This window comes from Lewinella sp. LCG006 (assembly GCF_040784935.1).
In the GTDB taxonomy this organism is placed as follows: Bacteria; Bacteroidota; Bacteroidia; order Chitinophagales; family Saprospiraceae; genus Lewinella.
Genome location: NZ_CP160680.1, coordinates 2,613,759 through 2,639,612, shown reverse-complemented (window position 1 = coordinate 2,639,612; position 25,854 = coordinate 2,613,759). Strand labels below are relative to the sequence as shown.

At 47.7% G+C, this 25,854-nt stretch carries 23 protein-coding genes; 14 read left to right on the top strand and 9 right to left on the bottom strand.

Annotated elements, in window-relative coordinates:
* Window positions 1-111: 111 nt before the first annotated feature.
* Window positions 112-1,149, bottom strand: a complete 1,038-nt coding sequence (locus AB0L18_RS09320) for a helix-turn-helix transcriptional regulator (RefSeq protein ID WP_367392316.1) — start codon at window positions 1,147-1,149, stop codon at window positions 112-114.
* 96 nt (window positions 1,150-1,245) lie between these two features.
* Here AB0L18_RS09320 and AB0L18_RS09315 point away from each other — a divergent pair, with 96 nt between their 5' ends.
* The 9 genes from AB0L18_RS09315 (at window position 1,246) to AB0L18_RS09275 (ending at window position 12,149) form a co-directional block, all read left to right on the top strand.
* Window positions 1,246-2,655 carry a 3' terminal RNA ribose 2'-O-methyltransferase Hen1 gene (locus tag AB0L18_RS09315; protein ID WP_367392315.1) on the top strand — a complete coding sequence of 470 codons (1,410 nt, stop codon included), beginning with the start codon at window positions 1,246-1,248 and terminating at the stop codon, window positions 2,653-2,655.
* Between the two features lie 40 nt (window positions 2,656-2,695).
* Window positions 2,696-5,230, top strand: coding sequence for a polynucleotide kinase-phosphatase (locus AB0L18_RS09310; protein ID WP_367392314.1), 2,535 nt, complete (start codon window positions 2,696-2,698; stop codon window positions 5,228-5,230).
* A 211-nt stretch (window positions 5,231-5,441) separates the two neighbouring features.
* Window positions 5,442-5,819, top strand: a complete 378-nt coding sequence (locus AB0L18_RS09305; RefSeq protein ID WP_367392313.1) for a hypothetical protein — start codon at window positions 5,442-5,444, stop codon at window positions 5,817-5,819.
* A gap of 165 nt (window positions 5,820-5,984) precedes the next feature.
* Entirely contained in the window at window positions 5,985-7,400 is a 1,416-nt protein-coding gene (gene rlmD / locus AB0L18_RS09300) for a 23S rRNA (uracil(1939)-C(5))-methyltransferase RlmD (protein ID WP_367392312.1), read from the top strand.
* A gap of 220 nt (window positions 7,401-7,620) precedes the next feature.
* Window positions 7,621-8,004 (top strand): hypothetical protein, encoded by a 384-nt coding sequence (locus AB0L18_RS09295; RefSeq protein WP_367392311.1) that lies wholly within the window; start codon window positions 7,621-7,623, stop codon window positions 8,002-8,004.
* 5 nt (window positions 8,005-8,009) lie between these two features.
* Window positions 8,010-9,965 carry a response regulator gene (locus AB0L18_RS09290; RefSeq protein ID WP_367392310.1) on the top strand — a complete coding sequence of 652 codons (1,956 nt, stop codon included), beginning with the start codon at window positions 8,010-8,012 and terminating at the stop codon, window positions 9,963-9,965.
* 6 nt (window positions 9,966-9,971) lie between these two features.
* Window positions 9,972-10,328, top strand: a complete 357-nt coding sequence (locus AB0L18_RS09285; protein WP_367392309.1) for a hypothetical protein — start codon at window positions 9,972-9,974, stop codon at window positions 10,326-10,328.
* Between the two features lie 7 nt (window positions 10,329-10,335).
* Window positions 10,336-11,205: a glucose-1-phosphate thymidylyltransferase RfbA gene (rfbA, locus tag AB0L18_RS09280; protein WP_367392308.1), complete on the top strand. Its 870-nt coding sequence runs from the start codon at window positions 10,336-10,338 to the stop codon at window positions 11,203-11,205.
* Window positions 11,206-11,303: 98 nt separating this feature from the next.
* Window positions 11,304-12,149, top strand: coding sequence for a universal stress protein (locus AB0L18_RS09275; protein WP_367392307.1), 846 nt, complete (start codon window positions 11,304-11,306; stop codon window positions 12,147-12,149).
* A 245-nt stretch (window positions 12,150-12,394) separates the two neighbouring features.
* Here AB0L18_RS09275 and AB0L18_RS09270 read toward each other — a convergent pair whose 3' ends face one another.
* Window positions 12,395-12,895 (bottom strand): hypothetical protein, encoded by a 501-nt coding sequence (locus tag AB0L18_RS09270; protein ID WP_367392306.1) that lies wholly within the window; start codon window positions 12,893-12,895, stop codon window positions 12,395-12,397.
* Window positions 12,896-13,127: 232 nt separating this feature from the next.
* On the opposite strand from AB0L18_RS09270, the gene AB0L18_RS09265 reads away from it, so the two are divergent.
* The gene (locus AB0L18_RS09265; RefSeq protein ID WP_367392305.1) at window positions 13,128-15,038 is read left to right on the top strand and encodes a DNA topoisomerase IV subunit B; all 1,911 of its coding nucleotides are present in this window, start codon (window positions 13,128-13,130) and stop codon (window positions 15,036-15,038) included.
* A gap of 82 nt (window positions 15,039-15,120) precedes the next feature.
* Here AB0L18_RS09265 and AB0L18_RS09260 read toward each other — a convergent pair whose 3' ends face one another.
* Window positions 15,121-16,032 (bottom strand): hypothetical protein, encoded by a 912-nt coding sequence (locus AB0L18_RS09260; protein ID WP_367392304.1) that lies wholly within the window; start codon window positions 16,030-16,032, stop codon window positions 15,121-15,123.
* Between the two features lie 199 nt (window positions 16,033-16,231).
* On the opposite strand from AB0L18_RS09260, the gene AB0L18_RS09255 reads away from it, so the two are divergent.
* On the top strand, window positions 16,232-16,747 hold the full coding sequence (locus tag AB0L18_RS09255; RefSeq protein ID WP_367392303.1) for a hypothetical protein: 516 nt from the start codon (window positions 16,232-16,234) through the stop codon (window positions 16,745-16,747).
* Window positions 16,740-17,189 (top strand): hypothetical protein, encoded by a 450-nt coding sequence (locus AB0L18_RS09250; protein WP_367392302.1) that lies wholly within the window; start codon window positions 16,740-16,742, stop codon window positions 17,187-17,189. Before AB0L18_RS09255 ends, AB0L18_RS09250 begins: the two co-directional genes overlap by 8 nt.
* Window positions 17,190-17,360: 171 nt before the next feature.
* On the opposite strand, the gene AB0L18_RS09245 is transcribed toward AB0L18_RS09250, so the two are convergent.
* Together AB0L18_RS09245 and AB0L18_RS09240 are read right to left on the bottom strand one after the other, a co-directional pair.
* Window positions 17,361-17,792 (bottom strand): peptidylprolyl isomerase, encoded by a 432-nt coding sequence (locus AB0L18_RS09245; protein WP_367392301.1) that lies wholly within the window; start codon window positions 17,790-17,792, stop codon window positions 17,361-17,363.
* Window positions 17,793-17,855: 63 nt separating this feature from the next.
* On the bottom strand, window positions 17,856-18,353 hold the full coding sequence (locus tag AB0L18_RS09240) for a TlpA family protein disulfide reductase (protein ID WP_367392300.1): 498 nt from the start codon (window positions 18,351-18,353) through the stop codon (window positions 17,856-17,858).
* A gap of 216 nt (window positions 18,354-18,569) precedes the next feature.
* Here AB0L18_RS09240 and AB0L18_RS09235 point away from each other — a divergent pair, with 216 nt between their 5' ends.
* Window positions 18,570-20,252 (top strand): DUF6029 family protein, encoded by a 1,683-nt coding sequence (locus AB0L18_RS09235; protein ID WP_367392299.1) that lies wholly within the window; start codon window positions 18,570-18,572, stop codon window positions 20,250-20,252.
* 18 nt (window positions 20,253-20,270) lie between these two features.
* Window positions 20,271-21,119, top strand: coding sequence for an Omp28 family outer membrane lipoprotein (locus AB0L18_RS09230; protein WP_367392298.1), 849 nt, complete (start codon window positions 20,271-20,273; stop codon window positions 21,117-21,119).
* 85 nt (window positions 21,120-21,204) lie between these two features.
* Here AB0L18_RS09230 and AB0L18_RS09225 read toward each other — a convergent pair whose 3' ends face one another.
* From AB0L18_RS09225 to AB0L18_RS09210, 4 genes are all read right to left on the bottom strand, one after another.
* Window positions 21,205-21,798: a hypothetical protein gene (locus AB0L18_RS09225; protein WP_367392297.1), complete on the bottom strand. Its 594-nt coding sequence runs from the start codon at window positions 21,796-21,798 to the stop codon at window positions 21,205-21,207.
* A 29-nt stretch (window positions 21,799-21,827) separates the two neighbouring features.
* Window positions 21,828-22,286, bottom strand: coding sequence for a type II toxin-antitoxin system VapC family toxin (locus AB0L18_RS09220; protein WP_367392296.1), 459 nt, complete (start codon window positions 22,284-22,286; stop codon window positions 21,828-21,830).
* Window positions 22,287-22,292: 6 nt separating this feature from the next.
* Window positions 22,293-22,598, bottom strand: a complete 306-nt coding sequence (locus AB0L18_RS09215) for a hypothetical protein (RefSeq protein ID WP_367392295.1) — start codon at window positions 22,596-22,598, stop codon at window positions 22,293-22,295.
* A gap of 118 nt (window positions 22,599-22,716) precedes the next feature.
* Window positions 22,717-25,818: a M4 family metallopeptidase gene (locus AB0L18_RS09210; RefSeq protein ID WP_367392294.1), complete on the bottom strand. Its 3,102-nt coding sequence runs from the start codon at window positions 25,816-25,818 to the stop codon at window positions 22,717-22,719.
* Window positions 25,819-25,854 lie beyond the last annotated feature (36 nt).

Genomic DNA, 25,854 nt, shown 5'->3' with positions numbered 1-25,854 from the left:
GTGTAAGGGTGTAAAAGTTAAAGCCTCAAATACTTCCGCTTTCCGACTTTATAAATCGTCGGGAGGCTAATGGTTAGTCACCTAAACCCTTACACTTTTCCAACCTTTAAACTATTCCAACCTTGACGCAGCATCCGTCATCTTATCATACCTGGCCAGGGCAGCCTTGAGGAGCAGCTTCATCCTATCCTGTATCCTTTTGGGGGAGAGTACACACAGGCCAGGGCCGAAACCAAGCAGTAGGCGTTCCAGTTCAAAATTGGGGATCACCCGAATACTGACGACGACACTACCGTTTTCATGTTCTTCTTCTATTTCTTGTGAAGGATGCAAGGGTTTGGTGAGGACATAGGGTGCATTTTTCGCGTCGAGCGAAAGGCGAATTTTAGTGATCCGGTGGGCGTTTACGGTTACACCTACTACGTTTTTGTAATAGGCTTCCGGATCAAAATTAGGCAAGGGATAAAATGGCAAATCCGGAAAAGTGACCCCCTGAATACGATCAAGCGCAAAGCTGAGAATCCGCGTTTCCCGCTCTTTGGTAGCCAACAGAAACCAACGATTATTGAATTCCCGTAAGAGCAAGGGGTTAACAACTACCAGACTTGGTTGCTTGGCCTTGAAGGACTGGTAGGTTAGGCGTACTACCCGTTGTTGTCGAACGGCGCGATATAGCTCTTCCAGGTATTCCAATCCACGCAGACCTTCATTGCTTTCCAACATGATACCAATAGGCTGTTGTGAATCAGCGGCACTGACCTTGTCCTCCAGCTTTTGTACCAGTCCTCCCAACTCTTGCAAGTGCCCAAACCCTTGGAATTGCTTGAGCACCGCCACGGCTTCCCCTAGTTGTTCTAAATCTGCGGTACTTAAAGGCCCTTGTAGGATGCCATAATCTGGATCAGCGTACGTATAATACTTGCGCTGCTCTACCACAATGGGGGCTTCGTAGCCGAGCTTATCCGAGCGCATCATCTGCAAATCGTACTGAATAGTACGGCGACTCACGGGCCGATCAGTGCCTTCGTACTCGTAGAGCATCTCCGAACACGCCTCCACTAAATCATCCAAGGTCCAACGCCGTGATCGGTTCCGCAAGCATTTGTCAATCGTACGATAACGAATAAGGGCTAATCGGTTGAGCGCCATTTTTTTTCTTAAAAATCGCAAAAAACTTTTTACTACGCAAGACCTCTGCGTAGTAGGCTTGCAATTTTGCCTCAGAACAAAAGATAAAGTCAAAAAATGTTACTCAACCTTACCGTTAAAGGACCTGAAGCTACTCGACTAGGCTACCTCCTGGGAAAACACCCTGACAAATACCAAACCAAGGAACTCAGCTTTGGCCTGGCCCACGTCTTCTTCCCTGAGGCAAAAACCACAAGCTGCACCGCTACCCTGCTACTAGACATCGACACCACGCAGGAAATGCGCCACAGTCGTCGTGATCATTTCGGCCGCAATGCCAATACCAAAGCTGGTCTGGACCAGTACGTCAACGATCGTGGCTACGTTACCTCTTCGCTTTTTACCACTGCCATTTCTAAAGTCTATTCCAGTGCCCTCAATGGAACCTGCAAATTTGCGCCTCAACTGATTGAACAGCCTTGGGATATTGAGGTAGAGCTTGCTGCCGTCTGTGTAAGAGGAGATGCTGCCTTGCTTCACCGCTTGTTTGCCCCGCTGGGTTACGCGTGTGATTACGAACAAGTACTCCTGGACGAAAATTTTCCTGACTGGGGCACGAGCCCTTATTACCATCTACGTCTGCGTACACAAAAAACCGTCCAGCAGGTCCTACAACACCTTTATATTCTGCTTCCTGTGCTTGACAACCAAAAGCATTACTATTTCAAAGAAGACGAGCTTAGCAAGTTGCTGAGCAAAGCGAGTGACTGGCTAGATAGCCACCCTGAAAGCAGTTTGATTACCCGGCGGTATTTCGGCTACAAAAGCAGCTACCTGAAAGCTGCCCAAAAAGCACTGCAAGCACCATCAGAAGAAATGGAGAAAGCAGCTACAAACGCCGAAGAAGAAGAGCCACTGACCTTGCACCAGGTACGCCACGAGCGCGTCACGGAAATACTTTTGGAAAAAAGAGCAAAAACAATACTTGACCTGGGGTGCAGCTCCGGCAAGTTGCTCCAAAGGCTTCAACAAGAGGATTCGTTTACCCGCTTGACGGGTGCCGATGTTGCGGCAGAAGCTTTGCAGGTAGCCGCCCGACGTTTGCACCTGGATCACCGTCAAAAACAAACCCCTGATCCCCGAACAGAACTTATTCAGGCAGCCCTTACGTACGAAGACGACCGTTTTAAAGATTATGACGCCGCCTTATTGGTGGAGGTCATAGAACACCTGGAACCGGAGCGACTTCCCGCCTTGGAAGAGGTAGTATTTGGTGCAGCCCAGCCTGGGCTCGTCATCGTGACAACGCCAAACGTTGAGTACAACGCCCTTTTTCCAAACCTCCCCGCTGGAGCTTTCCGGCATGCCGACCACCGTTTTGAATGGGACCGAAAAACCTTTTGCAATTGGGCGGAGCAAACAGCTCAACAGTATGGCTATCACTTCGAATTTCACAACCTGGGCGAAGAACACCCTGTACATGGAGCACCCTCCCAAATGGCCGTTTTTTCACGGCTAGCAGTTTAGTAAACGATTTCATTTTATCAATTAGCTTTATTTTTCAACAATGAATACTCCTATCAACATCCAATTCCCTCAAAAGTGCCTCGCGCTGTTAATTGGTGCCAGCTCTGCCGGAAAATCCACTTTTGCCAAAACCCACTTCCTGCCAGCAGCAGTCCTTTCTTCTGACCAATGCCGCACAATGGTGGCCAACCACGAAGACGTGTTGGACGCCAATGAAGCAACTTTTGCCGTCTTATTTCTGATTGTTCGTAAACGGCTGGAAAGGGGCTTGTTTACCATCGTAGATGCTACCAACCTTGATGCTGAAAGCAGAAAGGCACTGGTACAAATAGCTCATGAATACCACCTGCACAGCTACGCCATTGTTCTGCAACCTGATTTAAAAATCCTTAAAACCCGCAATCAACAACGCCCAGACCGGCAATTACCTGATCGGGTAATTGTCCACCAGCACCGCCGAGCTCAGCAAGCCATCCGGCAATTGCGCAGAGAAGGCTTTCGCCAGCACTGGGTACTCAAGAATGATGCAGAGGCAAATATCACTTATCGGCCAATGCCCAGCGATTATACAAATTGCACAGGCCCATTTGATATTATCGGCGACGTGCATGGTTGTTTCGAGGAACTGCTTGGTTTATTAAACAAACTTGGTTATCAGATTCAGGAAACAACCACTGGCGTGTTCGACATAAGTACGCCTCCAGGCAGAAAAATCATCTTTGTAGGAGACCTGGTAGACCGTGGACCGGCAAGCCACAAAGTGCTAAAATTAGCCATGCAAATGGTCGCGCAAGAACAAGCATTTTGCGTAGCAGGTAACCATGATGACAAACTGAGGAGATATCTCGAAGGCCGCCAAGTGAAAGTAGCCCATGGTTTGGAAATGACCATTGAACAGCTATCTTCTACTGGGCCAGCTTTCCAACAGGAAGTACTCCATTTTTTGCAACAACTCCCCTTGCACCTGGAGCTAGATGGCGGTAAACTCTTGGTGGCTCACGCAGGCTTAGAGGAGTCGATGCACGGAAGAGTGGGGAGTGAGGTACGTTCTTTCTGCCTTTACGGCAAAACCACTGGCAAAACCGACGAACACGGCCTACCGGAACGCTACCCCTGGGCACAAGACTACCAGGGAAGGGCAAAAATCGTTTACGGGCATACGCCGGTGAGTCAGCCACAGTGGTTCAACCAAACCCTTTGCCTGGATACGGGCTGTGTATTTGGTGGTACACTCAGTGCGTTGCGTTATCCGGAAAACGAGATGGTAGAGGTTGCGGCCTTGCAAACTTACGCCATTAGCAGTCGGCCTTTCCAGTCGCCCCCTGCCTCCAGCAGCACGACACTAAAGGCCGCCGATATACTGGGTAGAAAAACCGTTGAAACACGTTTGTGTCCTAAGATACTGATCCCGGAAAGGCAAGCCCTTCAGGCATTGGAGACGATGAGTCGCTTCGCTGTTGACCCTCGCCAATTGATCTACCTGCCACCGACCATGTCGCCCGTAAAGACCAGTAAGCTACCTGACTTTTTGGAGCACCCCAAAGAAGCCTTTGATTACTACCGCGAACAAGGCATAGAACGCGTCGTTTGCCAGGAAAAACACATGGGCTCCAGGGCGGTCATCACGGTTGGGAAAACAGCCACCGCACTTACTGAGCGGTTTGGTGTAGAGAAAGGCCTGGGCTGGATCATCACCCGTACAGGCAGAAAATTCTTTAACGACACTGCGACCGAACAGGCCTTGTTGGCACGTATCTCAGCGCAGCTTACGCGCAGTGGTTTTTGGGAACGCCACCAAACCGATTGGGTCTTGCTGGATGCCGAGCTAATGCCCTGGTCTGCCAAAGCCAGCCAACTGCTCAAAACCCAGTACGCCGCCACCGCCACCGCCGGAGATATTGCCTTGGCTTTGGCCCAAGTCACAGTAAACGATGCCTTGCAGAGATTACCAGCATTGGGGCCATTACAAGAACGGATTGCGCAACGCCAGGAGAACATCCAAAAATTTCGTCACGCTTATCGCCAATACTGCTGGGATGCCGTAGGGCCAGAGGGTTTGCGCATCGCGCCTTTTCACTTGCTGGCCACCGAAGGTAGTGTACACACGGATAAAGACCATGCCTGGCACCTGAAGGAGTTGGATCGCTTCTGCAACCAGGAGGAGCCTTGCCTGGTAGCTACGAATCGCCGCTGGGTAGACCTTAGCAATGAAAAAGAGGTCGAGACGGCTACCGAATGGTGGCTGGATCTCACTAGCAAGGGCGGCGAAGGGATGGTAGTCAAGCCTGCCTCTTTTGTAGCAAAACAGGACAACACCCTGATACAACCCGCGCTTAAAGTTCGAGGCCGCGAGTACTTACGGATCATTTATGGACCAGATTACACCCTGCCCCACAATAGCGAACGTCTGCGCCAACGGCACCTCAAGAAAAAGAGAAGTTTGGCCGAACGAGAATTTGCACTGGGGATGGAAGCACTGGAACGCTTCGTCGCTCGCCAGGCACTGAACAATGTACACCAATGTGTGTTTTCTATCCTCGCACTGGAAAGCGAAGAGGTGGATGTGAGTTTGTAAACACGCGCATCTCTTACCTAAGCCGTATAAGGATGCGGCCTACTTCGTGCCCTTAAGGTAAAGGGTAGAGGGATAAGTGAACGATTAGGAATTAATTCCAACTTCGGCAAAAAGTCGTTATTGGTGAATTTCAAGCTTGTTTCTATTAGCGTCATTACATTTCTCTGCCCTCATTCAATTACCGCGAATACCCCGAAATAAAATACACGCCATGTCCTCAGATCCCCGCTTAGCCATACGACCACAGATTGAGAGCTTACCCGCCAACAATCCCGTGGAAGACTTTTTGCACCAGACACTGCGCCCTGTTTTAAAACTACAGAACGAGCTGTTTCTGGCCATTACCCGCCATTTCTTTGTCAAGCGCAAAGTTCGCTTTGCCAACATGAACCTTGCCCAGCAAAAGCAGCAAGTGCAACACAGCATCGGCAAAGACAATCGCCTTAGGGGGCTGCTCTTTGGCCTTGTGGTGGGGCAATTTACGGAAGAAGAACTTGGCTTTTATCTGGAGAACGAGGCCGAAGTTAATCGAAGAATTACACAATTGCTGGTGCAGCGGCTGCACACGCAGTTGGAGCGGCTACGCTAGATTTTGGATCGTCCAGTGATTGCTTCCCAAAAGAAAGCATAAAAGAGTCGTTTACATCCTGTAATACTTGATAGACGCTTTTGATCCGACCAACGCTCGAATAAGCCTCAGATATGCGTTCTCTCCTACATTATGCTTAGCTTTGCCGCTTAATTCAAGATGACTATGGCACGCCGCAAGAAAAGATATCCAGAAATATTGTACAACGTAACCTTCACCAGCATGGCCGATAAAGGCCGCTGTGTTGGCCGCGACCCTGAAGGCAAGGTAGTATTTGCTGAAGATGCCGCTCCTGGTGATGTAGCCGATGTGCAGATTTTCAAAAAACGCAAAGGTGTTCTATGGGGTAAGCCCAGTCATTTTCATAAAAAATCGGAAGCGCGGGTTGAACCCTTCTGTGCCCACTTTGGGGTCTGTGGTGGTTGCAAATGGCAGCACGTAGATTACGCCGCCCAGCTGCGCAACAAAGAAGAAGGCGTTTACAACACCATCCAGCGAATTGGTAAAGTAGACGTCGTTGAAAAGCAGCCAATTCTGGGAGGGGAAAAAACGACCTACTATCGCAATAAGCTGGAATTTGGCTGTGCCAACCGACGCTGGCTCACCGACGAGGAAGTCAAGGATGAAAGCATCTCTCAGATGTCGGAAGTTGTGGGTTTCCACCGCCCCGGGGCTTACGATAAGCTTATCCAGATTGACCACTGCTACCTACAAGATGAGCCCTCCAACGCTATCCGCAATGGCATTCGGGAACTGGCGATAGAGATGAGCTTCCCGTTTTTTGACATGCGGGAACGCACTGGCTCTTTGCGCCAATTGATGATCAGAACCAGCAGCCTGGGCCAAACCATGGTGCTGATCGCTTTTTTCGCCAACGATCAGAAGAAAATCCAGCCTTTCCTCGCTGCGGTGCAGGCAAAATTCCCGGAAATCACCAGCCTCTTTTACTGCATCAACCCCAAGGTCAACGAGTACCTCATGGATCTCGATATGCACCTTTTCCATGGCACGCCTTATATCGAGGAAGCACTGGGGCATATCCGATACCGGATTGGCGCGAAATCTTTTTTTCAAACCAACACCAATCAAGCCATTCGCCTGTACGATATCGCTGCTGAATTTGCGGGGCTTACCGGCGAGGAGAATGTTTATGACCTCTATACAGGTATTGGTAGCATTGCACTTTACCTCGCCGACAAATGCCGACAAGTAGTAGGCATCGAAGAAATTGCGGCAGCGATTGATGATGCAAAAATCAATGCTGAACTTAATGGTATTGAAAATGCCCGTTTTTACGCCGGTGATGTGAAAGACATTCTCACCGACGAGTTTGCCAAAGAACACGGCGCACCGGATGTGCTCATTACCGACCCCCCACGGGCCGGCATGCACCCCAAAGTCGTTCAGATGCTCCTACAACTGGCAGCTCCCCGCTTGGTATATGTGAGCTGCAACCCAGCCACCCAAGCACGCGATTTGCAATTGCTAGACGAGATGTACCGCGTGGAGAAAATGCGGCCTGTGGATATGTTCCCTCATACCTCACACGTGGAGAATGTAGCCTTGTTGGTAAAGCGTTAGAAAGGGAAATAGTCTGTATCTTGCGGCTAGTGGTCTGTCAGCATTTAAAGTTCCGGTTGAGCGAACGCGGATTTTGGTGCTGATCGAGGCGGAGGTTCCCTTGCATAGCAGCGCTACGCAAGGGGTTCTCCAACGAAGAGCAGTGCCGAAAGACGCATCGGGCAACCGGAAAGTTTAAGTTTGACAGACCACTAGGGCATCAAATCCAGAGACACCGCTTATGTTGAGTGAAAAAGGTTTACACGGGTTGGAAAAGCAGTTGCAACCCTTTTTGCTACTGCTAGTAAAGGCTGCCAATGCGGTCAAGGATCAGGATATTTCCAATTATCCCGTTTTTGTTGTTTATCAGGAAGAAGAAGCTGCGGGTTTGGGTTTGCCCGTGGTTGCTGCGGAAGCTACGCCCGACAAGTGGTCGATCAATGCTTCCACCTTGGAAGAATTAGCTGCAAAAAAAGTGGTCGCGATGGAGAACGTTGACCGCTTTACTTCCGTATACAAGACCAACGAAGGGACTATTTGTTGCCTGGTGCTACACGAAGGCAACGCCCAATTCGTATTTATCCCAGCTACTGATGCAGGGCCTGCTGAAGTCGCAGAAGATTAAGCATTATGAACCGAAAGTTGACACAACGCCCTCTCCGGCAGCCATTGCTCGACAAACGCGCAGTGGTACAAGTGTTACTGATCGAAGATGAAGCCAGCTATGCGGGCTTGGTCAGCCTGTTGCTTAAAAACAATCCCGAGCAAGAATACGAAATTACGATTGCCGACATGCTCGCCAGTGGCCTGGAGCAGCTGGGTAGTGAAAAGGACTTTGATGCCGTTTTATTGGATCTCAGCCTTCCCGACAGCAAGGGCATCGATACCCTCTTAAGGCTCATTGACGCCTTTCCCAATACCAACGTTATTGTCCTTACGGGAACCAGTGACCGCGACCAGGGCGTAAGAGCCGTAGGGGCTGGCGCACAGGACTATCTCGTGAAAGGCGAATTTGAGCCCAATCAGCTCTACCGTGTCTTACGTTTCTCTATGGAACGGAAGCAGATTTTGATGCGACTCGAAGAAGCCCAGCAAATTGCTCGCATTGGTAACTGGGAATTTCGACCTTCCGAAAACTTTTTCTTTGCCAGCAAGGAAGTCTACCGAATACTGGGAGTGCCTCACGGTGAACAATTTTTTACCTACCAGGATATCCAGCAAGCCGAGTCTCCTTTCTATTTATTACGAGCACAGGAAGATTGTCCTCCCGAGCAGCGAGCCTTTCAGCAGGACCTAAAAATACAAAGGCAAAATAACCAGGCTGTACACGTTCTTCTCAACAGCAGGCGGGTAGAGCGAATAAATCAAGAAAGCTATTTCGTAGGTACGCTTCAGGATATTACTTTACAAAAAAGAACCGAAGAGCTCCAACGAGCGCAGCAATTATCAGAAGAAACGGCCAGAGTCCGGGAACAGGTGATCGCCACGGTGAGCCATGAGCTGCGTACCCCAATGAATGCCATCGTCGGCATGAGCAACCTCCTCACGCAAACACCGCTGAATAAGGAACAAGAAGAGTACGTTTATTCCGTACAAGAAGCTTCCCACCTGTTGCTGGGGATCATCAATGATATCTTGCTTACCTCCAGCTTACAAAACGATGCGCTCAATATCGAAGAAAGTGCTTTTGACCTGCCCCTAACGGTACGTCGAATCATTGATGTCCTCAAACCTAAAGCGCTGGCCAAAGGGCTGTTGCTAACGTACGCATTATCTCCTCCCTTACCCCAGCGGGTCAGAGGTGACAAACAACGCATTAGCCAGGTACTTTATAATATCCTCGGCAACGCCGTAAAATTCACAGAGCAAGGTCAGGTTGTTCTCCAGGTCAATTGGAAGGAGCAAAGTTCAGACCTCATTCAGGTCCAATTTGAAATCCAGGATACGGGGCCAGGTATTCCCAAAGACCAGCAAGACAGCATTTTCCAAGCCTTCAACCGTATCCACACGCCGGGCAAACAACAGGAAGGAACAGGCCTTGGGCTGAGTATCGCCAAACAACTCGCGGAACGGATGAATGGCCATATCCACCTGACCTCCGAAGTAGGTAAAGGTGCAAAATTCACGATTCATTTACCACTCAAGCTAGAAACGGAACAAACAAAAACAACACCCTCACCTACTACACCCAGCCTAAAAAACACTACTCCCCCCCGCAGGATACTTATCGTGGAAGACCATCCAATGAACCAGATTGTCTTACGTAAAACCCTGGAAAAAGAATGGTCAGAAATAGATATTGTCATCGCCAACAGTGGTACACAAGCTCGACAAGTACTTGAAAATTCGTTGTTTGACCTTATCTTGATGGACGTCCAGCTACCTGACGAAGATGGCTTCAGCATCACCCGCTACCTACGAACCGTTTTAAGCCACCGCCACGCCACCACGCCAGTGCTTGCAATGACCGCCCAAACCCAAATTGCCGAAGACGAACGCTACCTGGAAGCAGGCATGAACGATTACATATTAAAGCCTTTTAACCCAGAGGAACTTTTTGAAAAAATAGCCCAATACGTAAAATAAAACACAATGACGATTAAAAGCAAATTGGACCTTTCCTACCTCGAAACCATGTCGACAGGAGATGCCAATACCATGAAAACCTTACTGGAGGCCTTGTTACAGGAACTCAAAACCAACCAACGTACCGCCAGAAAGCTGTGTGAACAAAAAGATTGGGTAGGTCTTGAAAGATTCTGCCATCATTACAAGTCTACGCTCAGTTTTTCTGGTGACAAAGCACTGATCAATGCCAACCTCAAACTTTGGGAAATAGCACTAGAGGAAGGCCGCGACCCAAAAGGTATTCAAGAACAACTAATGCTGTTGGAACGCAACAGCCAAAAAGTAGCACTGGAAGTCAGTCGTATTCTTAAAAACTTATAACCACCCCATGAAAGGAATCATTTTAGCCGGAGGCTTAGGTACTCGTCTTTATCCACTAACGCTTGCCGTGAGTAAGCAATTGATGCCGGTATACGACAAACCGATGATCTATTACCCTCTTTCGACGCTCATGTCGGCGGGCATCAAGGATATTTTGATCATCTCCACCCCGGAAGATTTACCCAATTTCGAAAAATTACTGGGAGATGGGTCGGCCATTGGCTGTAATTTCAGTTATGTCGCCCAACATGAACCCAACGGACTCGCTCAGGCTTTTGTCCTGGGAGAAGACTTTATTGATGGCGATGCCGCAGCACTGGTACTGGGCGACAATATCTTCTACGGTGTAGGCTTAGACGAACAGTTGAAAAACTGTGCTCAACCCGATGGCGGCATTGTCTTCGCCTACTGGGTAGCTGACCCCGAACGCTATGGCGTTGTTTCTTTCGACGATGAATTCAAGGCCATTTCCATTGAAGAAAAACCCAGCAAGCCGAAGAGCAATTATGCGGTACCAGGGCTCTACTTCTACGACAACCAGGTGGTAGATATCGCCAAAAACCTTAAGCCCAGCTCACGGGGAGAATACGAGATCACCGATGTCAACAAATACTACCTTGAACGAGGAAACCTACAGGTCAACGTTCTGGGCCGGGGAGTCGCCTGGCTCGATACCGGCACCCACAAATCACTGATCCAGGCCGGACAATTTATTGAAGTAATTGAAGATCGTCAGGGCTTGAAAATTGGTTGTATTGAAGAGGTCGCCTTCCGCCAGGGCTTTATTGATCAAGAACAATTGGAGAGACTAGGGCAGAAATACCTCAAAAGTGGCTACGGTGAATACTTGCTGCAATTGCTCCGGCGTAGCGAGTGACAAAAATCATCCTCCCTCACTGACGAACCTGGTCACTAAAAGTCTTGTTTCCCTATTAATTTGCTCCTGTAAAGATCAAATTACTAAGACGCAAAGCAATGACTGCCATCAAAAAAATAATCTGTTCCCTCGATTTTTCACCCTCCGCTGAGAATGCGCTGATTTATGCGCTGCAATTAGCTGATGTGTACCAGGCCGAGGTAAAACTGCTCCACGTTTTAGAACCCGTTTCTGACGCGATGCTGGAGATTCCTCAAACGGTACCTACCATCAATCGTAAGCTATTGGACGAAGCACGTGCCAACCTTCAGAAGATGGCAGAAGATACCCTCACCAAGATAAGTGACCAATTGAAAAACCAGGTGACCATCACTACTGATGTGGAAATTGGGCCTGTCGGAATTACCATCAACGAACTGGCCGAAGAGGAAGCTGATTTGATCGTAGTGGGCACCCGAGGAGCAGCAGGAAAACCCTGGTGGATGAGCAGTGTATCAAAAGATATCATTGACCACCCTACCGTACCCGTACTGGTTGTTCCCGCAGCGGCGAGCTATCAACCTTTGGAAAGAATCAGTTTTGCGACCGACCTCTATCGAGCGGATGTAGTACACCTCCTTAAACTGGTCGATTTTCTTAAACCTCAGCAACCAGATCTTCGCTGCCTCCACATTGTCACTGACGATAACGAACGCACCGAAATGGATTTGGACGAACTGATGGACGTCTTCAAAAACCAGCTCAAGGGGATCAACATTACCTTCCACCAGTCTGAAGAAGAAGATACTACGGAAGCACTGGAAGCTTTCAACCTGATGTACCACATTGATTTGCAAGTGCTCGTTCGCCCACGTAGAAATTTTTTCCAGGAACTCTTTCACCGCAGTCAGAGTAAAAAAACGGCAGAATACACCCATGTGCCATTGTTGATTTGGCCGGGATAGGTACTCGTCCCGAGGGTTAGGACTCGTGTTGGTGCTCATCCCGAATACCTGGGATTTGCGAGAGTGTTCGTCCCGAGGGTCGGGACTCGCGGTAATGCCGATTTCGGAAAGTGGAGACAGATTATTTACACGATCAAAGAACCACGAGCGCAGCGAGTACTCCCGTAAATCCCGAAAATCGGGATGAACACCACCGCTCGCGCAGCGAGCACCACTGCGAATCCCGAGCATCGGGATGAGCACCCTTACTCTACAAAACGGGGATTTTGGGCATACTGTGCGGCTCTTTCTTTGGTATACCCAAAAACAGTGTTTGGCAAGGCTCTTGAAAGCACTTTACTGATCAATTTTATCTTTTCCGGAGGCAAATAGACCGATTGCTCATCACCGTCTGAAAACTTGAAGTAGAGAATCCCTCTTTGGTTGATCTGTAAGCCGAAAGGATGGTGCTGCTGAACAATGCCATAAACCCATACGACCGAAGCGGGTTGATCGTAAAGCCGATCCTGTAGTCGTTCTAAGGCAGTTGGTTGCCGAAAATGCATCCAGCACAGGTATCCGCCTGCGACGACCAACATAATGGCTAGCGACAATACCAACGGAGAGGCCTGCATTCCCCACAACACCAGCGCAAACCCTACACAAAGCAGCAACAATATGGCACAAAGCTGTAAAAACCAATCGCGCTCCAAGCTCTTCCAAAGAGGAAGCAGCGCTGGATGATTCAATTGGTTTTTGTGTCGCATACCGCAAAAAATTAGATCAATGAATATTTTTTAACAAATTGTTTTCAATAATAAAGCCAAATTTGTTAAATTTGTAGTTCTCATAAAACGGCTTTCAAGCCAAAAATCAGGTACTATCTCGTTTATTAATATTAATAAACTACGCCTTTTTTTGTTTGCCCAATGGGCATATTAATCCTTGAAAACCTACTTTGTTTTTAACAGACTCAAAAAGCTGCTGACAATCCCCACTATGGCACAAGAAGTATCCTATACCGAAGATAATATTCGTTCGTTAGACTGGAAAGAACATATTCGCCTCCGCCCCGGTATGTATATCGGTAAACTTGGTGATGGATCCTCTGCCGATGATGGTATCTACATCTTGCTCAAAGAGGTGATTGACAACTGTATCGACGAATACGTCATGGGCCACGGCAAGGTTATTGAAGTAGGTATCGAAGACGGTCAGGTAAGCATCCGGGATTACGGTCGTGGCATCCCATTAGGTAAGGTGATCGACTGTGTTTCGAAAATCAACACGGGTGGTAAATACGACTCTAAGGCCTTCAAAAAATCAGTAGGGCTTAATGGGGTAGGTACCAAAGCAGTCAATGCGCTTTCCAGCCATTTCCTGGCGCAAGCTGTCAGAGACGGCAAGACCAAGGTGGCAGAGTTTGATCAGGGTGTACTCACGAAGGACCATAAAATCACCAAAACTACCGACGAAAATGGTACACTCATCGTCTTCCGTCCCGATGAAGAGATCTTCAAGAAGTACAAGTTTCGCATGGATTTCGTGGAAAACCAGCTATGGAACTATGCTTACCTGAATGCAGGGCTGAAAATTTTATTCAACGGTAAAACACTCGTCAGTAAAAATGGTCTTTTGGATTTGCTGGAGCGCAAAACCAATGTAGACACCTTGCGCTACCCCATCATTCACCTGCAAGGAGAGGATGTAGAAGTAGCCCTCAGCCACAGTGGCCAGTACGGGGAAGTCTATTACTCCTTTGTCAATGGGCAGCACACCACACAAGGAGGTACCCACCTGAATGCTTTCAAAGAAGCAGTGGTAGACACTATTCAGAAGCACTTCAACAAAAGCTATGATCGGCGCGATATTTTGGGCTCAATCACCGCCGCAGTAAGTATCAAGGTAGAAGACCCTATTTTTGAGTCACAAACCAAGACCAAATTGGGTTCTACCGACATGGGCCCCGACAGTCCTACGGTACGAACGTTCTTGAAGAATTTCCTCAACGAAAAACTGGACAACTTTCTTCACCGAAATACGGAAACGGCGAAAGCACTGGAAAAACGTATCCTTCAATCCAAGCGGGAGCGGGAAGAAATTGCGGGCATCAAAAAACTGGCCAACTCGCGCGCCAAAAAAGCCAACCTGCACAATAAAAAATTACGGGATTGCCGTATCCACTTTAATGATGGTACCCGCAAAACGCCTGAGGAGCTCCGTTTAGCCAGTACGATCTTTCTTACCGAGGGAGACTCGGCCAGTGGCTCCATCACCAAGGCCAGGGATGTACAGTCTCAAGCCGTCTTCAGCTTGCGTGGTAAGCCATTGAATACTTTCAACCTCACCAAAAAAGTCGTTTACGAAAACGAAGAATTCAACCTCCTCCAACACGCGCTCAACATTGAGGACGGACTGGATGACCTGCGCTACAACCGCGTAGTGATCGCTACTGATGCCGATGTGGATGGCATGCACATTCGTCTGTTGTTACTGACCTTTTTCCTTCAGTTTTTTCCCGACCTGGTCTACCAGGGCCACTTGTACATTCTGGATACGCCTCTGTTCCGCGTACGTGATAAGCAAAAGACCTTCTACTGCTACAGCGAAAAGGAAAAGCAAGATGCCATTGAGCAACTACGCGGTAAAGCCGAAGTCACCCGCTTTAAGGGACTAGGAGAGATCTCCCCAGGAGAATTTAAAGACTTTATCAACGAAAATATCCGTCTGGACCCCGTGGTCATTGATCAAAATACCGATTTAGAACAGGTCCTTTCCTACTACATGGGCAAGAATACCCCCCAGCGCCAAGAGTTTATCATCGACAACCTGCGGGTAGAAAAAGATGACGTAACGGAAGGAGATGAAGTAGCTGCTGCTGCTGCGGAAGTAGTGGAAGAGGTGGCCTAAAACAAAAAAATGGGTACGGAAGTCAAATTCCGTACCCAAAGCAGGTAATAACTACTTTTATTTTTAAGGGGGAAAACGCGACCTATCGGATGCGGAAGTTTGCAGACCCCAACAAACCAATGTCCGTATAAACGCTGACACGGTAGTAGCCCTCATCCAGCTTGTTTTCCAGGTTGTGGGTAAACTCTATGCGTTGGCTGGCACCGATGTTTTCCTCACGCGTTTCTACAGCCTGAATAGATTGTGGCTTGTTGTTTAAGCTAACCGTTGTGGAGATATAATCTGTACGAGGAATTGGTGTTCCTTTTTCATCCGTAATCACCAGGTAAATCGGACGAACGCCCTGGTACTGCGCAGGCACGTTGGCCACATCAAAGCTTACTGCGATCTGACGTGCACGACCAGACTTTGAAGTAGGGTTACCGTTTTTGATCTGTGGCGTGATCTGGAAAGCGGTCGCCTTAAAGTTTTCGTAAGTCAACTTTTTGATCTCTCCTTCCATGGAGGTAGCCATATTGGTCAGTTCATCATTTTGCTGACGAGAAGTGGCTAAGTCTGTTTCCAGGATACCCATCTGCTGACGCAAGTTGGCATTTTCGTTTTCCAAGGCCGTGATAGAGCCTTGCAACTCGCCACGAGCGGCCGTCAATTGCTCAATCTGAGCACGTAGTTCGTTAATTTCGGCAGCAGAGTTACGCTTCGCACGGCTTAGGGCAGACTGAGCGCCAGACAATTCGTCGCGTACTCCAGCCAATTGACCGTTCAACTCTACGTTTTCAGAAGCCAGGAGATCATACTCCCCAGCCAGGCTATCTACCTCACGGGCAAGGTTATCGCGCAAGGCTGTCATGGCATCCAGCGCTTCGTTTACTTCTGTATTGTCAGCCTGAAGTTCTTTGGCATCAGAATTTTTGCCAAAGCCCCAGATCAAGGAGCCGATTAGGGCAAGCGCCAGAATCACGACTACCGCGGTTAAAATTTTCTTTGAATCCATAATAGTGTTAAGCAGTTTGAAAAAGTTGATGATGTTCTCGCACCCAAAACGTTAACATTTTAACAGAATTGTGTAAGAATGAAGAAATTTTATCAATTTAGAGGAAGGTAAACAACTTATTCTCAGGTTTTAGGCAAACCCGTCATTGAACACCAAGTACTGCCAGCCTTTCTTTGTTTTCACTTAAAATACTACGCTCTTGTTCAAGAACCAACTTCACCCCATTGTTATTTTCAGTTGTTTTGTTTTGACACTCGGTATTTTCAGTTTAGGAATCGCCGGACAACTTTTTGCTGACCGAGCCAACAGTTACGATTACCTTTTAGAAGAAGCTATTTTCTCCTTTCAGGACTGGTCTCGGGAAGATTTTGTGGTATTCTGTATTTTTCTTGGCATTGGTGCATTTTTACTGACCGGCGCACTGGGCCTCATATTTCACAAAAGCTGGGCGCGCTATCTTTTACAGTTTGGCTTCATCATAGCCGGAATGTCTTGGTTGTTTTTTCTTTCCTTCAATACTTCCCAAATTAAAAGTGCCCCCATCATATTCTCGGGGATTACGGCCACGGTATTAGGCTTTGTGGTAGGGTCATTGCTTTTTCTCAATAATACACAGTGGGTACTGCCCTATTTTCGCAGCTATGCGCAAGAAGAAGCAGGGCAGACTATTTTAGACCAAGAGTTCACGACCCCAAAAGATCAGTACAATGCTTAAACATCATATCCCTTCCCAAGTCATTGCGGCTATTTTTTGCTTCTGTATTGCGGGGATTTTTCTTGGAATCAATCTCCAAATATTTAAGCAAGCTACTTACTTCGGAACCGTCGATCACAGTACCGAAGACCTTCTGATGATGGCTGCTTTTAGTGTGATTGCGCTTGCTTCTATTTGCGGAGGAATAGGGTTTCTAAATAAAAGGCGCTGGGCAGCTATTTTAATGACTATTCTATTTATCCTCGGTTTAGCATTCACTATTATTAGTGGGTTGGGCATGATTAGCAACTTCATGAGTGACCCGGCAGATGGGCTGATCTATTCATTTGCAGCCATTGGTTTACCACTGGTTGCTTTATTGTTTTTCAGCAGTGCCGCTATTTTTCCCTGGACCGCCAAAGAGGAAGAGGAAATTCACCAGGATATTATTGATCATTTTTGAGATTGGTTTTATCTCGGGCGTCTTTTGTGTTTATTAGGGGCCATGCTATCGTGAATCTGCTACGGAGCAGAGCGGTAGACAGCCCGGCCCCAAAACAACCAGTAGACAAAAAAATCCCGAACACCACTTCTGTAGCATCCGGGATATTTTGTTCAAGTGAAGCAAGCGGGATTAATCCACGATCTTCACCTCTAGCATTTTGTCGCCAGCGCGGATAGCATCGATAACCTCCAGGCCTTCGAAAACGCGGCCAAAACAAGTATGATTGCGATCAAGATGCGCTGTATTTCTGCGGCTGTGGCAGATAAAGAACTGCGAGCCTCCGGTGTTGCGACCAGCGTGCGCCATAGAAAGAACACCACGGTCGTGGAACTGATTGTCACCATCTAGCTCACAATCGATTTGGTATCCTGGTCCGCCAGAGCCACGCCCATTGGGGCAACCTCCCTGGATCACAAAATCAGGAATAACGCGGTGGAACGTCAGGCCATCGTAAAAGCCATCTTTGGCCAATTTTACGAAGTTTGCTACCGTATTGGGAGCATCATTTTCGTAAAACTCTACTTTCATCAGGCCTTTTTCCGTATGAATTTCAGCAGTCATATTCGACAATTGTTTATCTATAGTAATTGTTTGCGGCCGCAAAGATACGTGCTCTAAAACAAATTACTTGCCCGCCAACTCTTTTAGTTTATCGCCCAGATCATACTCATCACCGGCAGAATAGCCAGAGTGGTTGTAGAGAATGTTTCCTTCGCTATCAACAACATAGGTCTGAGGAATAGCCTGGAAACCCAACTGGTTTTTCAACACATTATTGGCATCAGAGTAGACATTGTATTCCCACCCCTTGGTGCTCAGAATGCCCGGCACCTTGCTCAACTGACGCTGGGTATCGATGGTAATAGCTACCAATTGAACATCCAGGTCTTCCTGCCATTCAGGGTACAAGTCGGCGATAGCATCCAGCTCGGCCTGACAAGGTTTGCACCAGGTAGCCCAGAAGCTGATCACCGTGAGGTCTTTTTCTTTGATAATGTCCGCCAGATCAACGGTTTCCCCCTGAAGGGTTTTAATATCGGCAGAAGCAATCTTTTGCTGTCCGAAAAGCAGGTTGGTGCAACCAAAAGCTAAAACCAACGTAAGGAAGGTCAATAAACGCATCGGTGGTATTTTTTTGTTGTTGGATGAAAGACTAACTTGAAGAAAATTTTGGCCAGACGGATTCTAGTCCGGATTATTGCCTGAAATTTACGATTTCGACGCAAATATAGCCGATTTGTAACGCCAAAGTTCTATCCTGAGGTGCTATTAAACCGTATTTTGGCTGACTTTAAAGCTACTTTAACAGAAAGCAACAAAACGAAACCACTGCTAAACATGAAATGCTACGCCTACATTATCATTATTCTAGGAAGTCTCTGGGCGTCCTGCTCCCTATCCGCGCAGGATCAGGGTGGTCGATTATCGGGTAGTTTGGAAACCAATGCTAACTTTTTCATGCGCGACTCCCTGATCGGAGCGGCAAATACGCCACAATATGATCGTCAATTGTTTGGCAGCGAAGGTTGGTTGAACCTCAATTACAGCAACTGGGGTTTTGATATCGGCTTGCGTTATGATTATTTCAACAACTCCAACTTGCTCAATCCTACGGGTTCTTATACCGATCAAGGTATCGGGATGTGGTACGTCCGTAAGAGCATTAAAAAACTTGGCTTTGAAGCTGGTTACATCTACGATCAGGTAGGTAGTGGAATTATTTTCCGCTCTTTTGAGCAGCGCCCACTGCTTATTGACAATGCGCTTTATGGCTTAAAGCTAGATTACCAACTCACTGACAACTGGAACATCAAAGGTTTTACCGGACGGCAAAAGCAGCAGTTCGATACTTATGCCTCTGTGATTCGAGGCCTCAATATTGAGGGCTACGTTCAGGGCGACTCCCTGAGCAACTGGTCTATTGCTCCCGGTTTTGGCGTAGTGGCCCGTACACTGGATGATGCCAGCATGAATAACCTGGTAGCTACCCTCAATACTTATCCTACCGAGGATTTGTTTATCCCCAACTACAACTCCTACGCTTTTACGCTTTACAATACCCTTTCCACGGGCATCTTTTCCTGGTACGTAGAAGGTGCTTACAAGACCGAGGATGCGATGAATGATCCTTTCGGAGAAATTCAGCGTGGCGACAATATCACCATTGGTGATAAATTCATCAACGAAGCCGGTACTGTACTTTACAGCAGCCTGAGTATTGCTCCTCCGAAATGGGGCATCACCCTGGAGGCCAAGCGCACTGAAAACTTCAGCTTCCGCACACGCCCGCAGTCTCAACTCAACCGGGGCCTCGTCAACTTTTTGCCACCAATGGCACGCATCAACACCTACCGCCTGACGGCACGCTACAATGCTGCTACGCAAGACTTGGCCGAATTGGCGTACCAGGTAGATGTCAGCTACGCCCCCAACCGCAAGGTGAGCTTCAACGCCAACTACTCTCATATTGACGATCTGGACGGCGTTAAGCTTTACCGCGAAGTATTTACAGAAGTACAATACAAACACAAAAAATTGTGGAAACTCACCAGTGGGGTACAAGTTCAAAACTACAACCAGGAGCGCTACGAGTTTAAACCACAGGCACCGATTGTAGAAACGCTCATTCCTTATTTTGACTTCCTCTACAAGTTGGATCGCAACCACAATTTCCGCATCGAGGCACAGTATATGTTTACGGGTGACGATGAAAAAGCAGGTGCCAAGCAAGATTACGGCGACTGGGTATTTGGCCTCCTGGAGGTCTCCCTGGGACGTAGCTGGACCCTGGTGGCGTCAGACATGTTCAACGTTGATCCCGGCAAGAACTCCCCGGTAGATGATAGTGGGGAAAAGCAGTCTTTGCATTATCCTCGTTTTGATGTTTACTATACTACTGGCCCAACCCGCTTGGCGCTCAGTTACGTCAAACAAGTAGAAGGTGTCGTTTGTACAGGAGGCATTTGCCGACTGGAGCCCGCGTTCAGTGGGGTTAAATTTTCTGCTAATACCAGTTTTTAAAAAATAAACCCAGCCATCATGCTTAAAAAATATTTTTCTCTTACGGTTCTAGCGCTATTTATCTTACTTAGCTTCTCCTGTGAAGAAGTGCCCCCAGTCCTGAACCCTGGTGGTAATGGCCCTGGGGTAGACGTACCGGTAGAAAACCAAATGCGGCAGGTATTGATCGAAGAGTTTACTGGCGTACGCTGTGTCAACTGCCCTGCGGGTAGTGAAGCCATTGAGGTTTTACTCAACACTTATGGCCAGCAATTGGTAGCGGTTTCTATCCATGCCGGATTTTTCGCACAACCCTATCCTGAAAGTGATGCCGAGTTGGAAAACGCTGTTGGAAGCTCGCTGCTTTCGTTGCTTGGAGAGCCTCTCGGTTATCCAACCGCAGTGGTTAATCGCAAACGCTTCGACGGCGAAGAAAATCGCCAGATTGGGCAGTCCTCCTGGCCAGGATACATCGCACAAGAACTGGCTGGAGACCCCGAAGTAAAAATCGACATCATTCCTACTTACAATGAGGCTACCCGGGAATTGGCCGTTGATGTGGATTTGTACGTAGAGGAAGATGTAGTAGCCGATGACATCCGCCTCACTATTTTCATTACCGAAAGTAATATTAAAGACCCTCAGCTAACACCCGCAGGTACCGACTATGAATACACCCACAAGCATGCCCTCCGGGGTGCTATCACAGCTTTCGACGGCAATATACTCAGCGAAGCCTTCACTGCTGGTGCTGTCGTCAGTCGCAGCTATACGACGACCCTGCCAACGTTGTGGAACGCCAACGAGTGTCACATTGTAGCCTTTGTCCATCAAGGAGGTAGTACTCTGGATGTGATCCAGGCGCATCAGGTGGATGTGGTGGAGTAAGACCACGCTTATTTGAGCTAAAAAAAACGCCCCAGCGCATTGAGTGTGCTGGGGCGTTTTTTAAGAAGGGGGGAAGCGTACAGCTTTATTTTTGCTCTTTTCTAATCAACTTGTCGATTTTCTGCTTCTTATATTTTAAGTCCAATTTTTCTATAAGTGTGTTTATTTCGTCTACCCTGGTATATGGGCTACTCATTTGCAGTCTTTCTTTATGAATGAACTCGTAAGTTCTACCAAGGTACATTGCAAACGCAGTTTCATCAATGTCCTCCCTCAGGTAGGCTCGGTACAAATCCTCGAAATATTCATTCCTTACACCTATGTCAGTTGAGTGGTGTACGACCACCCAAGGGGTCATTGCTGCAATCTCGCCCAATTCATTTTTATCTGGATATCCATAGGTTTTCAAGTACCACTGTATATTGCTCAGGTTTTTAGCATCTTGCTCCCACTGTGCCTCAACATGCGCCATTGCCTCTTTGGAATCCTTACCGTATCTCAATACTAATTCAGCGTCTCGCTTACCATCTCTCACACCTTGATCCTTTTCAAAGATCGTTTCTAAAAACAGCTGCTTTTCGGCGGTGCTCTCCAGTTGGATATCTTTTGCTGGCTCTTGGAAACAACCTGATAAAATGGATAGCAGTAACAGAAGAGCTAGTGTGCTAATTTTTCTCATTTATGATTTCTGTTATTTTCCCCCAACGCTTATTTATTATACTTACGCTGATCTATATATTTCAAGGCAATATAATCTGGACTCAGATGGTTAAAATCCTTATCCGTTGTAACTAATACTAGGCCGTAAACACTACTTGTAGCTGCGATAAATAGATCATTTTTACCCATGTTCCGAGCTGTGAAATTTCCTTTCTTATATTTTAATTTACCTTGGCTGTAGCTATCTATTTCCGCATATCTACTTAGAACTTCATCGATGTTGATATCGATTACCCGAAACTTTTTGAGCAATTTTTCTAATGCCTCTACTTTTTTTTCTCCGTAATCTCGCTGTAATACAAATGATCGAAGTTCAGCGATGGTCACTACGGAGATATACAGGTCGTTTTCCTTACTGAATAGCTCGTAATCTTCGTCAATCAGCTTTGCAAGAGCTCCTCCCCTTGTATAAATCAAGACAATATTGGTATCAAGTAAATACTTCATCAGCTATTAATCTCCCAATGCCTCTAATAGCTCCTCAATAGGTTCTTCCAAGCCCACTTCATCAGCTAATGTTCTAAATTCTTGATAATCAAAAGGAATATAATCTTGTTCCTGGTCAATATCTTCTAGCGTAACATTACTACGGATTGGCTGAACAGCCTCTTCTAAATCAGGAAAGACAGAACGCTGATCCAGGTTCTTCTCATTAATTCGATTAATCTCTCTTTCTATAGCGTCCAATACACTACTGTCTTCGACGCTCATGATAAGTTCGATTAAACTAAATTTTTTATCTCTGATATCTATTGTCATGGTATTTAAATCAATTACTAAAGTCTATGAGCGAATCTTAATAAAGATAAGCTCAATTAATTGCTTTTGCAACAATTGCTTAAACTACTCCAATGCAGCAAGCTCTTTTCCAGGCGTGCTATTCCACCACCACCACCAACTGACTAAACACCCGCTCTCCAGCACGCAATTGCACCAAGTAACTCCCCGAGGCCAAACCAGCCAAATCTAACTGGCGCTGCCCAGGCCCGGTGACCGCAGACCACTGGTTTTGCTGAACAATACGGCCCGCTAAGTCACTGATTTGAAGTTGCAAATTGGCCGCTGCCGTCAGCTCCCAGGCGAGGGTGATCTGGCCTTTGCTTACCGTAGGAAATGCTTGCGCCCATGCGTCCTGCGAAACAGGATCGAGGGTTTGTACCAACTGTCTTTGGCCATTGGCAAACCAGGTGCCCCAACGTGCACCAGCGAAACCATTTTCAATAAAAATAAAGGCTCCGCCAGCGGGCGTTATTTTGTCGCTGTTAAGGTCAGCAATACCAATGATGGCATCACCAAAAGTATCTTCTTCCGCATCAAAGATGATCTGATCATCCTGATTGCTGTAGTTGGGGTAATTCAGACGACCATTCTCGAAAATGGTCCCCACATCACCCGTTTCAATATTGGCGGCCGCGAGGAAATAGCTGTTCGCATCGTAATCAATAAAGTCTAAGGCAATGATGTACGGTGAATTTTTAGCGAAGGTCGGATTCCCTACGCTGGTGTTTTCCGGTAAAGAGCTAAACAATTTACTGATAAAACCATCGCCAAAGTTGTTGGTATTCCGGTTCCAGGCACGCAGAAAGCCAATGTCCCAGTAGTCGATCGACGTACCGTTTTGGTTGGGAATGATATTGTAGGCATCGTACATCACGTACTCTCCGGAGTGGTCCCACTCGAGTACATCGGCGTATTGTACATCTCCGGTCGCGACACCTTCCGCCGTGGTAGGGTTATTAAGGAAGAATTCTTGAGAAGGAGCACCAGTCGTTGCCAGATCAAAAACGAGTACCCGATTATCATTGTCGTCGGTTATTGCCGCCAGGCGATTTCCATCGCGAGAGATGGCGACGTTGCGCCAGATGGGGTTGTTACTTAACACGAAAGTCTCCACCATGCTCGTCCCCCAGTTAATTGTTATAGCCTGAATCGTCTTGTTTTGCGCGACAAAAACGATCACACTACCATCGTCGGTGATCGTTGGTTTACTAAAAGGATCCAGGTTCGACAATGGATCAGCAATGGAATTGCCCTCCGGTGTCTCGATGTAGAGGTTGTTGTTATTCCCTTCGGTATAAAGAATATATTCATTGCCGGGATTAACGGCCAAATCCGACTGGGTGTTGGTAGGGGTACCACCACTGCTACCACTGCCGATACCTACGGTATTGAAAGCACTGATGGCGGCGTTGGCTTCGGTGCTACCGTAAAGATCATTCGCCGCCTGCACCACGGATGCCCGCAAGTCGAGAAACTGGGAGGAGCGGGTAAGGTAGGTAGTGAGGGCACGGTAATAAATTTGTTCGGCCTTGCTCTTGCCAACATTACTGGCAAGTAGGAAAAACGCCCGATTAGGGATACCGCTATTGATGTGTACGCCGCCATTGTCCTGGCTACCAGTATATTGCTGGTTGGTATGAGCTGGCTGCCAACCTGGATCACCTAGGCTATTTCCACCATTGTTGGGGTTCGATAAATCGCGAAGCGCTCCGGTGGGAAAAACACTAGGATTGACAACTTCTTCCCCCATTTGCCAATCGTCGCGATCGATCATAGCACCGAAGATGTCAGCAAAAGATTCATTGAGGGCGCCCGACTCTCCTTCGTATTCAAGGTTGGCCGTATTTTGTACAACGCCGTGTGAAATTTCGTGCCCAGCTACGTCCAGTGCTTTGGCCAATGGAGAGGTAAAGGCGGTGTTTCCGTTACCGTAAAACATGGCCTGCCCATTCCAGAAAGCGTTGTCCATATCCGAACCATCATCTTCGGAAATATTAATCAGCGAAACGATGTTGCCGCCCTGTCCATTGATAGAGTTACGGTTAAAGGTTTCCTGAAAATAACGGTAAGCTTCCCCGGCATTGTAGTGTGCGGATACCGCTAATGGATCGTTCCAAAAGTTTCCCGCAGAGACATTGTGGGTAGTGGTAAAATTATCATTTGCCGGAGAAGTATTGTTGCCGTTGATGGTCCAAATCGCGCCATCGGGTTCATTAGGCATACTCGATCCGGCAGCGTTAAACATTGCCCGCGAAGCATCAATCAGGTAGTTGTTGTTATTAAACTCGTAGGAATGTATGGTTCTACTGACGCCCTGCAAATCAGTAGCAGTGGTCACTTCGGGGCCATTAGGTGGCAAAAAGTGGCATACATGGTTGTGCTCATTGAGTAATTCCCCCGTATGCGCGTCGATCATCAATTGCCAACGATCTGCCAGGTGGGGAACAATAATGACCGACCATACCAGATGAGGGTCTTGCCATTGCTGATTGGGGTAGTAAATCACCAATTCCTGGGTCACTGCTTCTCCGCCCAACAAGGCCTGTTCCTCTGCACTTAATTCCTTGATACGGGTGTGACGTTTCACCGCAGTGCGCGCTTGTTCCAGCGCAGCAGCAGCGTCCAGCGTAGGCACCGTACTGATCTGAGGCGCAGGCAATACCCGACCATGGAGCAAGACCAATCGACCATCCGTAAAATGCGCTCTCAGTTCGTTGCCGTAAATCGGCACTCCACCCTGTTCTTGCTGGTAGACCAAGTGGCGTTTCCCGTCTTCCTCTGTGAATGTATTTTGCAAAACAAAAGCTTCTTCGGGCTTATCCAGCTTCCAGCTAGGGGCCAGAGCGGTCAACCAGGTAAGGAGCTGTTCTTCCGGGGTACCAGTATTCAATTGAGGGCCCCAGAGTTGAATCCAGTCGGGCAGGCCCGTTTGAGCGTTGGGCTGTGCCCGCCAGCGTTCAATCAGTGGGCTGGGTGCAAGTAGACTGATTCCTGCAAGCGGTAAGGAAAAGGCCTCGCTTTCCCTTTGGGAACGATCACCACTAGGGATCGCTTCAAAATTAAACCCATTACGGATGCTTTCCATGCTGTGCCGCTCGCTCGCCGGACGCGGGCTCAGCACCGGCTTTTGGGCCAGTAAAACGGTAGCTGACAGGAGCAGAAAAATAGTAATTGCAGGGGTATATAGCTTATTAAGCATAGCTAACTAATTTTTATCGTTATTGGGAGTAGACTT